Below are 12,972 nucleotides of genomic sequence, written 5' to 3'. Positions count from 1 at the left end.
TATTATTAAGGAGGCATATAAACATATGAGATTTTTCACCAAATTACTTTTAGCAATTACTGTTGGAAGCTGTATACTAACTATTCCTACAATAGCCAAAACCTACTCTCAAGAAGAAATTCAAAGCTTTTTAAGTTTTAGACCCAATAACAACACAACACCTTCCGCGCCACACCCCGATATTCCAGATGATATTCAGATCAATGATCAAGAAAAAGAAATTTTACGATTAGTTAACGAACAACGTATTAGCCATGGTTTAAATACTCTTGATTTAAATCTTCCACTTAGCTATATTGCTGATGTAAAATCCCTTGATATGCAAGAAAATCACTACTTCAAACATGATAGCCCTACATACGGAACAGCATATAATATGGTTCGCCACTTCAATCTTACTCCTACGGTTGTCGGCGAAAATATTGCTAAAGGTTATACAACTCCAGAAGATACCGTCRATGCCTGGATGTATAGCGAAACACATAAAGCAAATATCCTATATCCTTCATTTACAGAAATAGGTATTAGCTATCTCGAAGATCAAAATATCTGGACTCAACTATTTATTAATTAATGCCTTTTGGACAAGGAACTGCTCCGCCACTAATAAATACTCTTCTCTCTAATTACTCCTTTTTTTGTCCCTTGTCCCTATACAAAACAAGTACTCTATTATATAATACTTTTCATATTGATTTTAAGGAAGTGATTTAATGATAGAATTAGAACAACTAAGTTTGTCTTTAGCAGGCTATAAGGACAAAATCGATGAAATGGGGCGATCTCTTTGACGTCACTCATGTTCAAGAACAAATAACCGAACTAGAAACCATTTCAGCTACTCCAGACTTTTGGCAAAATTCAAAATATGCTCAATCTGTTCTTCAAGAAYTAAAAGATTATAAAGAGATTATTTCAAAATATAAAAAATTATGTAATATGTATGAAGATGTATTAGTATTGATCGATATGGGCATAGAAGAACATGATGCCGACATGTGCGCAGAAGCCATCTCCGATGCCAATAGTTTTATAGAATTTTATGACAACTTACGAACTAGTACTTTATTAGATGGGGAATATGACAAAAACGATGCTATCATTTCACTCCATGCCGGCGCCGGCGGAACCGAAGCTTGTGATTGGAACAATATGCTTCTTCGAATGTATACCCGATGGGCCGAAAAACATGGGTTTAAATCAAAATTATTGGATATTCTAGACGGCGAAGAGGCTGGCGTCAAATCTGCTACTCTCGAAATTTCTGGCCAAAATGCCTATGGCTACCTAAAATCAGAAAAGGGAATTCATCGTCTTGTTCGAATTTCACCATTCGACAGTGGCGGACGTCGCCATACTTCTTTTGCTTCTCTCGATGTTATGCCCAAAATAGATGATACTGCAGAAATTACTATCAACCCCGAAGATTTACAAATAGACACTTATCGTTCATCTGGTGCTGGTGGGCAACATGTCAACACCACCGATTCTGCTGTTCGCATTACTCATAAACCATCGGGGATTGTTGTTCAATGCCAAAACGAACGCTCTCAAATTCAAAATCGAGAAACTTGTATGAAAATGCTTGCCTCCAAACTTTTATACAAGCAACATCAGGAGCAACTGCTTAAGATTGATGAAATTCGTGGCGAAAAGAAAGATATTGCTTGGGGTAGTCAAATCCGTTCTTATGTATTTCATCCATATAATATGGTAAAGGATCATCGCACAAATCAGGAAACTGGCAACACCGGCGCTGTAATGGATGGCGATATCGATGCATTTGTTAACGCTTATTTGGCTTGGCTTAAAAGCTAATATTTACGACTTTTAGTAACACAAACAAGCTGTTCAATCATATAATGTATTAACAATACACTAAGGGGGGTTTTACATTTATGATCGAATCGTTAACCAAATATTATAATTTAAAACAAAAAGAACTTGCCATCCAACAAGAACTTATTTTGCTTCGAGATCAAATTATTACTGAATTGAATTGCAGCAAAACTAATGTATTTGAATGCTCCGGGTATAAAGCCGAAATTAAATTTATGCCCGAGGTTACTGCCGACTTTATAGAGTTTTTAAAACGCAATCATTGTACAACTTTTATAAAGGAAACCGCCAGCATAGAAGCATATAGAGTTTTAAAAGATGTATATAGTTTTACACAAGAAGAACAAGATCGTTATTATCACTTAAAAGAAACTCCCTACTTATATGTAAAGAAACTCTAACTGTACCTTCCTCATCTGGAAGGTTTTTTTTGTATATTTTTTCTATATATTTTTGTGTTATTTATTGCTAAAATATGGTAAAAGATATGGAGGCGATATTGTGAAATTATTAAAAAAATGTTTGTTTTTAAGTTGTGCCCTGTTTTTTGCATTGCCATCTTCTGGCGGTATTCAAGCATCCGAAGTGATTTTGCCACCCGAAGTACAAGCCGAAAAAGCTGCTTTTGATACCTTTCCAACACTAATCGAAAGATATGAGACTAAAATTATTACTCAAGTTAATGACCAAGAACAGCGCATTCAGTCTATTACTATCCCCCTAGAACCTTTCACGTTAAGCGCAGGTCAAACTAAAGAAATTGAATTTCCGGCTGATCTTGTTCGCGTTATGCCCACATTTTATAGAATAGATGTATTTGGTTCTGGCTTCAAAACTACTGATTTTATTCAGGGCATTTCTCCTGCCAAAGGTAATCAGGGTAAAGTATCCTCGCCTTGGTTTAGTGACACAACTTATCAAATTCGATCTAGCACCTTTGAAATTAATCATGTTGCAGAGCTTGCACGTGGCGATGCGGCCTATACTGGCTACAAATTTCTCTTTACCGGACCTCTCAGCGTAGATTCCATCAAACTATTTGAACCAAATGGACGTTCCATAAAAATGGATACCACCGCTTGGGAAGTACTTGGCGCAAATTTGCCTATCTTAGACCAAATCACAATCAATGTTGATGCCACAAATCRCCTCAGCTTAGAAGGCATTACAAAATTTGAAAATGATAAATTTAAGCGAGTGTACGCAAACCCCATAACAGCGCCCGACGGCTACAAGGTTGCTAGAGAATATTATATCGACAAAGGCTTTTTTCCTGGTCGCCAAATATATAAATTTGCACCTTCTTTGGAAATAGGCTATAGCCCAGCAGATCCCAAAATGACAGAAGATCCTAATAGACCCGGGTATGGCACCTACGATACTTTGGACGAGATGTTTGCTAGCGGTGCTGAACACGACATTGCGATGTTTGATGCGCTATATGGAAAGGATTTACAATATGTACTATGCTTTAACGATTGGCCTAGCTGGTATGTAGAAGGACCCAACAATGCGCATGGAACTCCAGGAATTGACAATTTYGATGCMGCGGCCGACCTTGCAGCTCAATATGTTTCCAAATACGATCAATACTTAGATGGACGCGGMCCTACCTGGATTGAAGTAAAAAATGAAGCCTCCATTTCTAATCAGTGGTCGCATCATAACAACCCTACTCCTGGCTATGGCTGGGATACTTTAGCAGATTTTCACAACAAAACTGCTATTGCCATAAAAGCGCTCAGCCCCGATACCCTCGTCGGAGGTTCCACCGCTGCGTGGATGGCGCTCGATAACCAAAATTTCCAAGAAGCCAAGTATCATATGAAATTTATAGATGATACCGCACACGCACTGGATTTTTATTCGTACCACTTCTACGAAAGCAAAGATCTCATATTAAATAATACAGCAACAAACTATGGCGGATACTTAACCGGTCGCCTCGAAGCCGACTTAGACTTACTTCGAAATCACATGGTCAACACCAACAACGTAAAGCCTATTGTCATCTCAGAAACCGGCACCCTACACAGCGGACCAAACGATCCCGACTATTGGATTAACCTCAAAAATCACAATTCTTATATGATTAGATACATGAACCGTGCCAATGAATTTGATATGGTAGTTCCATTTATCATCCCTGCAATATGGTGGGATAAAGATGCGCCTGAAGGACTGTGGGCATATAACAAAAACGGTCAATTATACACCGATGCCGAATTTGGCCTTACTCCTATGAAGTATTTCTTTGAAATGTGGGATGAGTACAACGGCAATTTACTTCCAGTTTATACCAACGATGTCAACGACAATGTATTTGCCCATAGCGCGCAAGATGGCAATGTTATATATATTGCAATCAACAATATGAATCCGCAACAAGCAAAGTTTGATATAAACCTCATGATAGACGATGAGCAAATCGACAAAATCGAGCGAACTTCTATGTATCTCGATCTTGGCAAACTACACTTTATAGACAACGAGCCTCTCGACAGTCTCAACGATATTTTTATGCACGTCGAAGAAACCAGCATTATCAAAATCACCCTCAACAAAGCTCCTACAATAAACTCAACTCTCACCAAAATGACTTACTACGGAGACAATATGCTACAAGAGACTGGTTCTCCTGTAAACTTTGTGATCCACACACCAAATACCAACGTCGACTCCAGCATACTCAGAGTTTCATTGGGCAAAATGAATGGGTTTAACGTCCCTTTGCAAGTATCAATCAACGGCTACAATTTGGAAGCTCACGACATGTCGTACACCAACAAAGCTGACAGATACTTTGGATACGTCGACTTCATCATTCCGCCCAATATATTGGGGCTCCAAAATAACATCATCGTCAACGTTGCTCAAGATGGTGGAAAAATCTCTACAGTGGCCTTAATAAACTTAGAAAAATAAAGCAACTGTCGTAACACACGTCGCTCTTTCATCTTTTGTTAATACAATATAATTTTGTAACTTTTTATAATGATTTCTAAACGTTTTTGTATAATTTACCCATATACTTTTGCAGCATCTATTGTTAAAATATGTTAAAAGATATGGAGGCGATATTGTGAAATTATTAAAAAAATGTTTATTTTTGAGTTGTGCCCTGCTTTTTGCATTGCCATCTTCTGGCGGTATTCAAGCATCTGAAGTAGTTTTGCCACCCGAAATACAAGCGGAAAAATCTGCTTTTGATACCTTTCCAACGTTAATCGAAAAATATGATACTAAAATTATTACTCAAGTTAATGACAAAGAGCARCTCGTTCAATCGATTGCTATTCCTATAGAGCCGTTCACTTTAAGCCGCGGCCAAACTAAAGAAATTGAGCTTCCTGCTGATATTGTGCGTGTTATGTCCTCTTTTCATAGAATAGATGTGTTTGGCTCCGGATATAAATCTACCGATTTTATTAAGGGAATTTCTCCTAGCAAAGGGAATCAAGGCAAGGTGTCTTCTCCTTGGTTTGGAGATACCAACTATCAAATTAGGCCCAGTACTTTTGAGATCGACCATGTTGCGGAGCTTGCACGCGGCGATGCTGCATACACTGGCTATAAATTTCTTTTTACCGGGCCTCTGAGCGTAAAATCTATGAGATTGTTTGAACAAAATGGACTTTCTATGAAGATGGATACGACTGCTTGGGAAGTGCTTGGCGCAGATTTGCCTGTCTTAGATGGAATAACTATCAATGTTGATGCYACAAAYCGCCTCAGCTTAGAAGGCATCACAGAATTTGAAAACGATAAGTTTAAGCGGGTATATGCAAATCCTATCGCTGCACCGGACGGCGACAAAGTTGCTAGAGAATATTATGTTGACAAAGATTTTTCTCCTGGGCGTCAGATATATAAATTTGCACCAGCTTTAGAAACTGGATATAGCGCATCAGATCCAAAAATGACAGAAGACCCCAACCGACCTGGGTATGGCACCTATGATACTTTCGATGAAATTTTCGACAGCGGTGCTCAGAGCAAGATCGCTACCTTCGATGCATTATATGGAGAAGATTTGCAATATGTAATATGCTTTGACGAATGGCCTAGCTGGTATGTGGAAGGACAAAATAATGGACGCGGTACCCCTGGAGTTAACAACTTTGATGCAGCGGCCGACCTTGCGGCACAATATGTTTCCAAATATGATGAATACTTAGATGGACGCGGCCCTACTTGGATCGAAGTAAAAAATGAATCTTCTATTTCAAACGAATGGTCTCATCATAACAACCCCACTCCTGGCTATGGATGGGATGTCCTAGCAGATTTCCACAACAAAACCGCGCTTGCAATCAAAGAGCTCAGCCCAGATACATTTGTCGGTGGCTCTGCTGCAGCCTGGATGGCGCTTGATAACCAAAATTTCAAAGAAGCCGAAAATCATATGAAATTTATGGATGACACGGCGCACGCACTGGATTTTTATTCGTACCACTTCTACGAAAGCAAAGATCTCATATTAAATGATACAGCAACAAACTACGGCGGATATTTAACCGGTCGCCTCGAAGCCGACTTAGACTTACTTCGAAATCACATGGTCAACACCAACAACATAAAGCCTATGGTCATCTCAGAAACCGGTACCCTACACARCGGACCAACCGATCCCGATTATTGGATCAAGTTAAAAAATCACAACTCTTATATGATTAGATACATGAACCGTGCCAACGAATTTGATATGGTAGTTCCGTTTATTCTCCCTGCTATGTGGTGGGACAAAGACGCTCCCGAGGCGCTGTGGGCATATAACAAATATGGTCAGCTGTACACTGATGCTGAATTTGGCCTTACTCCTATGAARTATTTCTTTGAGATGTGGGATGAGTACAACGGCAGCTTACTTCCAGTTTATACCAACGATGTCAACRACAATGTATTTGCCCATAGTGCACAAGACGGCAATGTTATATATATTGCAATCAAYAATATGAATCCGCAACAAGCAAAGTTTGATATAAATCTCATGCTAGATGACGAGCAAATCGACAAAATCGAGCGAACTTCTATGTATCTAGATCTTGGCAAATTACACTTTATAGACAATGAGCCTCTCGACAGTCTCAACGATATTTTTATGCACGTCGAAGAAACCAGTATCATCAAAGTTACGCTAAATGAATCTCCTAATATAGATTCAACTCTTACCAAAACGACTTACTATGGAGACAGTGTGCTACAAGATACTGGTTCCCCTGCCAACTTTGTAATTCACACACCGAATACCAATGTCGACTCTAGCATACTTAGGGTTTCGCTTGGCAAAATGAACGGGTTYAATGTTCCTTTGCAAGTATCGATCAATAACCATAACTTTGCGGCACACGATATGTCTTATACCAACAAACCTGACAGATACTTTGGGTACGTCGACTTCATCGTTCCTACCGCAATATTGCAACCGCAAAATAATATCACCGTCCATGTTGCACAGGGTGGTGGCAAAATCTCCACRGTRGCATTGATAAACTTAGAAAAATAGATCACTTCATTTATCTTCATTCGAGCAGCAGTCTAAACACCTCCCACTGCTGCTCACTTTGTTTCTTTATATACTGGAATGTCTGGGCACACTCCTGCTATTTTTTGAATCCCTCTCGAGATCGCATCTTTTGAATTTTTCCATGGCTTATCCGCATTGGCATAGTCGTTTTTATCCACAAACCACTCTATCTCTCCCTGGATCCGCTCTATTGATTTCAAGAGCATTTGCTTGCTCTGCACATAAAACTCCTCCTTTTGCTTATCGTTTAGATACCGCGGCGCCTGCTGCAACACCTCGTTAAAATGTAACAAACAAAAGCCTTGACTTTGACTAAATATTTGTTGAAAATCACTGCTACTAGTATATAAATAGAAGAATGTTGAGATATACCTTACCATATCCGCCTCCATTTTATTGCAGATAAAACAGGAGTTGATACTCAAATCAATCGCTTCATTTATCGTTGTTGCTTGTGGTTGTATACCTCTAAGCTTTTCTATAAATGTAGACTTTGGCAACGCATTTTTGTTTAGCAGTTTGTCCAAAGAATTATACAGGCTTTTATAGTGCGTCGACAAAATTAGGCCCAACCCCAATCTGTTTCCATAATCATATAACATTTTATAATGATGCCCACAAAAACCCGTCTTATTAGTAATGTCTCTAAAATCAGATTGCATATAGGAATTGCCCAAAGTAAAACTTATCGCTTCTTGCTCCAATTTATTGTGAATTACGCAAAATGGACATTCCGTCTTCGCTTCAAATGCTTCTGTTAATGGAATTGTATAAATTGTTTCCTTCATAAATCACCTCATTATTATTTTTTTAGGTACATCATAGTTTATTCAATGTTTTACTATTCTTGCTCAAAAAGTTATTGCAGTGGCTATCTTTTTACAGACTATCGTATTATAATAATTATATGTAGTACAATACGTTTTTGAAAGGAGATGCCATATGCAAGTCATCACATCTGATGGAATACGTTTTTATGATATAGATCCTTCTGGACAAACAGATGTATCTGATTCACTACAAGAAATTTTTGATAACTTATATTCAATCGGCATAACAGCATTAACATTACAGTTTCTTCCTGGAATTTATTACATTAATAAACCTTTAACATTGAAATTTATTAGTATCGCCATCCGCGGTGCAGCACATGGGGGCGTTGATATTCATGGAACCAATCTGGCCAGCGGAACTATTTTTCAATTAGGCAAAGACTGTTTTCCAAGCTGCTTGACATTCTTTTGTGCCAGTGCTCCGCATTCTTTTCCAGCTGGTCAATCACCTTGGCCATATAAAACTACTCGAATATCTGTTGCCAATATTAATTTTGTCGGTTATAACAATACAGATGTCGATACACAAAATGGATACTCGCGATTTAAAGACAATGAACCCAACTTTAGAAGATTTTGTTGGTACCCTGCCGCCGATCGATACACAGATATAGAATTGGAAGGGCAACGAGCCATCACTATTAGCCAGGCCAAGGCAAGTGAAAAACCTGAGATGCTTTCAATCGACAGCTGCTATTTTACCGATCTATATGTGGGTCTTGATATTGCCAACTGTGATGTCAGTAATATTCGTCACTCTTGGTTTGGACAAATGGTATATGGCATTCGCTATCATGGCGCTGGGCAATGTATCATGATGAACGACAACTGTTTTGCTGATCTAGAAACGGCCATTCAGTTAAATAAGGCCTGCATGTCGACACTTCATAATAATACTTTTGCGTATATAAGCAAATGCTTTATCTTAAAAAATTCTAGTGAAATAAATATTAACTCCAATGTTGTACGCAATTGGCATCAGGCCACCGGAACTGCCACCTGTGGTGCGTTTCTCTCTGCACAGCAATGTAAAAACCTTACAGTTAGTTCTAACACCGTTTTAAATGCCCTCGACAGCCGCACCAAAACTCGCACTGTTGATTCTGAACCCAACGGGCGCGCATTTGTGGATTTTGATAATTGCTCTAACACAATTTTTATAGGCAACTTGTTGGACACAGCTCAAACAGAACCCGTCGTAAAGTTAACAATGTGTACTAATTTCACATCATATAGTAATATGATATTATATGGAGCAGGCGGAATGGCCTATACTATTGCAGACAAGTGCCAAAACATTAAGCTAACCGATCAGCAATTAAATTAATATTCCTTGTTTCAAGCAGTTGACAGGGCTATTTCAACTGCTTCTAATATATTTTCTATGGAGGTTATTATATTGAAACCAAATATTATATTTTTCTTAACCGATGACCAGCGGTACGATACTTTTGGATTTATGGGGCACAGCCAAGTTTTTACACCTAATATTGATAAGCTAGCTAGTGAGTCTGCCAAGTTTAATAACGCTTTTCATGTTGCTCCTATTTGCATGCCTTCTCGAGCATCGATGCAGCTAGGCAAATATATTGCGCAACATAACTGCGGCTTCGATTTGCCTACAGATTATACCATTACTACCGAAGAATACCAGCATTCTTATCCTGTATTGCTACGTCAAAATGGCTATTTTACAGGCTTTATTGGCAAATTTGGATTCCCTATTGCAAACGTCAAGGCTCACAATGGTACTAGAGAAATTCATCCTAATAGTCTTCCCGAAGATCCTTATTATAAACCCACCAGAAACTTTAGCGAAGAGGCTCTTGCACCTCAGTATTTTGATGTTTGGAACGGTTCACCCTCTAACCTAAAATATTTTCCGGACAAAGAAAACAAGTTTAATGGCTATGAAAATCAATGGAACGACGATCACCTAACTATGTTTAATGCTCACCAAGCAGATGCRTTCTTAGAAAAAGCGGCAGATTCTGGCAAACCTTTCATGCTATCTGTTAGTTTTAAGGCACCGCATCGTCCACACACTGCAAGTCCCAAGTGGGTTCAATTTTATAAAGATATGACTATAAAAAGAATGGATAATGACAAACCAGAATATTTTGCCGTTTTGCCAGAAGTAGTTCGAACTCACAGCCGCAATGCGGACGAATATTGGGGCGGACATAGATATACTCGCAAAGCTTGGAATGATGACGCAACTTTTCAACACGACTTTAGAAATTATTATGGGCTGATTTCTGGTGTTGATGAAGCAGTCGGCAGCATTCGCCACAAACTCGACGAACTTGGCCTTGCGGAAAATACTATTATCATTTACACTTCTGATAACGGCTATTTTTGTGGATCTAAACAATTGGGTGGCAAGGAATTGCTATATGAAGAATCTATTAAAGCGCCTCTTATTATATATGATCCACGTTCTAAAGTTGGAAAATGGGTAGATGGATTGGTTTCTACAGTAGATATTTGCCCTACAATTTTGGCATATGCTGGTCTTAGCAAAACCGACGAAATGTTTGGCGACAGTGTCATTTCGCTAATCGATGGCCAAAAAGAAGAAATTCACGATGCTGTTTATGGCGAAAATGATTTCAACGACAATTATCTCGATATTGGTCACCATCCAAATCCTGAAAATTACCAATCTATTCACTCTAAATATGTACGCACMAAAAATTTCAAGTATGTTCGATATCATTTATGCCACCCAATCGTCGAAGAAATGTGGGACATTCATAACGACCCTCTCGAAACTACCAATTTGGTTAATAACCCCGAATATCGAACCACGCTCAACGAAATGCGCAACCTTCTCGATACTTTTATTTCTGAGACAACAGTTTCAGTCGACTAAATTAGAAAAAGGAGAATCATCTATGATTATAAACGCGAATATTTTTCCGGGTGAAGGCTACGCAGATCCTCATGCAGTTATTCATGATGGCAGAGTTTATTTATTTTGCGGACGTGATCTAAGTACTCGTATAGAAGATTTTTGTAGAATGCACAAATGGAGTATAATTTCGTCTAATGACCTTATACACTGGCGATACGAAGCCGATATCTTACCCAAAGACACATATATCGGAGAAAAGAATCACTGTTTTGCGGGTCATATTGTAAAAAAGGACGATACCTTTTACTGGTATTTTTCTAATCTCACATATAGCATAGGAGTTATGACATCTAAAAGCCCCACTGGCCCATTTGTTGATGCACTAGGAAAGCCATTAATTCCCGATAAATTTGCTGCAACAAAGTCGTACGATCCTTGCGTATACGAAGAAGATGGCAAATACACTTTATTTTTCGGTGCAGGAAAATACTTTTGCGTTGACTTAGCCGAAGATATGATCTCGGTCGATGGTCCACCTTCTGCTATTGACGTTCTAGATGCCAATGGCAAAAACGTTGGCATGGGTGATAAATCCACCGTGTTCAAGCACAATGACAAATATTATTTAGCCAGTGGAAACAAATATGCTATGGCGGATACTTTAAAAGGGCCATATACTTTTATTGGAACATTTCCTGGAGGGCACCACAACGACTTTTTTATTTTCAACGGCAAACCATATCTATCGTATGAAATGCACGATGTCAATATATATTTTAGAGGAATCGCCATAACCAGTTTAGAGTTTGCAGAAGACGGAAAACTAGTGCTTCACCCAGACAATTTAAGTGATGTATTCACATATCGATATTGGGATTTTTCTAGCAGTACAGACTTCTGGTTCCTCACCAATGGTGCTGACGCAACTCACGTAGACGATGGCATAGCATATGAGTTAAATAGCTACGTTGGCCTTAGGAGCCCAGTATTTCCAAGACTTGTTATGGACAAAGACTATGTTCTCAAAATTACGCTTGAAAACTACAACGCCGATGTTAAACTCAAAGTTCTCATTGACACAGTTCGAAGTATGAGAGGCTTTGCAAAGGATCCAAACATTTTTACGCATTCCACAACAATTGAACTAGCCAAAGGAACGCAAACTTATGATATTATAGAGACCCACGAAGCAGATGCGCATCTTAGATGCATTCGAATTTTTGGAGCTGGCCCCGAGGATATGGGTGAGATCAGCATTAAGAATATCGAATTGAAAGCAAAGTAGATTTATGCCGCAGAGAAGAATTTAGTATCTGCGGCCTTTTCATTGTCCGCTATGCTTCCGCAACTTCTATTGCATCGGCTCACGCAACTTCTATCGCATCGGCTCACGCAACTTCTATCGCATCAGCTCACGCAACTTCTATCGCATCGGCTTCCGCAACTTCTATTGCATCAGCTCACGCAACTTCTATCGCATCGGCTTCCGCAACTTCTATTGCATCAGCTCACGCAACTTCTATCGCATCGGCTTCCGCAACTTCTATTGCATCGGCTTCCGCAACTTCTATTGCATCGGCTTCCGCAACTTCTATCGCATCGGCTTCCGCAACTTCTATTGCATCGGCTTCCGCAACTTCTATTGCATCGGCTTCCGCAACTTCTATTGCATCGGCTTCCGCAACTTCTATTGCATCGGCTTCCGCAACTTCTATCGCATCGGCTTCCGCAACTTCTATTGCATCGGCTTCCGCAACTTCTATCGCATCGGCTTCCGCAACTTCTATCGCATCGGCTTCCGCAACTTCTATCGCATCGGCTTCCGCAACTTCTATCGCATCGGCTTCCGCAACTTCTATCGCATCGGCTTCCGCAACTTCTATTGCATCGGCTTCCGCAACTTCCGCATCGGCTTC

10 protein-coding genes are annotated in these 12,972 nt (G+C 39.4%); 8 read left to right on the top strand and 2 right to left on the bottom strand.

The features are described 5' to 3' along the window. Nucleotides 1-25: 25 nt before the first annotated feature. The 5 genes from EPU_RS11290 to EPU_RS02265 all read left to right on the top strand — a co-directional run bounded on the left by EPU_RS11290 (nucleotide 26) and on the right by EPU_RS02265 (nucleotide 7,345). Nucleotides 26-574, top strand: coding sequence for a CAP domain-containing protein (locus EPU_RS11290; RefSeq protein ID WP_029487844.1), 549 nt, complete (start codon nucleotides 26-28; stop codon nucleotides 572-574). Nucleotides 575-713: 139 nt separating this feature from the next. After that, nucleotides 714-1,818 (top strand): peptide chain release factor 2 gene (prfB, locus tag EPU_RS02280; protein WP_156778385.1). Its coding sequence is split into 2 segments (ribosomal slippage): nucleotides 714-788 and nucleotides 790-1,818, totalling 1,104 coding nucleotides; the frame shifts between segments, so codons are not numbered across the junction. A gap of 80 nt (nucleotides 1,819-1,898) precedes the next feature. Continuing rightward, a complete protein-coding gene (locus tag EPU_RS02275) occupies nucleotides 1,899-2,240 on the top strand; it encodes a hypothetical protein (RefSeq protein ID WP_010166373.1) in 342 nt (113 codons plus the stop codon). Between the two features lie 100 nt (nucleotides 2,241-2,340). Continuing rightward, a complete protein-coding gene (locus tag EPU_RS02270) occupies nucleotides 2,341-4,764 on the top strand; it encodes a hypothetical protein (protein WP_029487840.1) in 2,424 nt (807 codons plus the stop codon). Between the two features lie 157 nt (nucleotides 4,765-4,921). Beyond that, a complete protein-coding gene (locus EPU_RS02265) occupies nucleotides 4,922-7,345 on the top strand; it encodes a hypothetical protein (protein WP_029487839.1) in 2,424 nt (807 codons plus the stop codon). A 53-nt stretch (nucleotides 7,346-7,398) separates the two neighbouring features. On the opposite strand, the gene EPU_RS02260 is transcribed toward EPU_RS02265, so the two are convergent. Further along, a complete protein-coding gene (locus tag EPU_RS02260) occupies nucleotides 7,399-8,154 on the bottom strand; it encodes a DUF6062 family protein (protein ID WP_010166370.1) in 756 nt (251 codons plus the stop codon). Nucleotides 8,155-8,308: 154 nt separating this feature from the next. Between EPU_RS02260 and EPU_RS11285 the strand changes: the two genes are divergently transcribed. From EPU_RS11285 to EPU_RS02245, 3 genes are all read left to right on the top strand, one after another. Beyond that, nucleotides 8,309-9,526, top strand: a complete 1,218-nt coding sequence (locus EPU_RS11285) for a NosD domain-containing protein (RefSeq protein WP_010166369.1) — start codon at nucleotides 8,309-8,311, stop codon at nucleotides 9,524-9,526. Nucleotides 9,527-9,598: 72 nt separating this feature from the next. Then, nucleotides 9,599-11,074, top strand: coding sequence for a sulfatase-like hydrolase/transferase (locus tag EPU_RS02250; RefSeq protein WP_010166368.1), 1,476 nt, complete (start codon nucleotides 9,599-9,601; stop codon nucleotides 11,072-11,074). Between the two features lie 22 nt (nucleotides 11,075-11,096). After that, the gene (locus EPU_RS02245) at nucleotides 11,097-12,341 is read left to right on the top strand and encodes a family 43 glycosylhydrolase (RefSeq protein WP_010166366.1); all 1,245 of its coding nucleotides are present in this window, start codon (nucleotides 11,097-11,099) and stop codon (nucleotides 12,339-12,341) included. A 223-nt stretch (nucleotides 12,342-12,564) separates the two neighbouring features. Here EPU_RS02245 and EPU_RS13855 read toward each other — a convergent pair. Further along, a partial coding sequence (locus tag EPU_RS13855; RefSeq protein ID WP_010166364.1) for a hypothetical protein occupies nucleotides 12,565-12,972 on the bottom strand: 408 nt, incomplete at its 5' end.

This window comes from Candidatus Epulonipiscium viviparus, from assembly GCF_000171335.1.
Lineage (GTDB): Bacteria > Bacillota > Clostridia > Lachnospirales > Cellulosilyticaceae > Epulonipiscioides > Epulonipiscioides viviparus.
The sequence above is the reverse complement of the archived record's forward strand: the minus strand, read 5'-3'. Positions and strand labels throughout refer to the sequence as shown.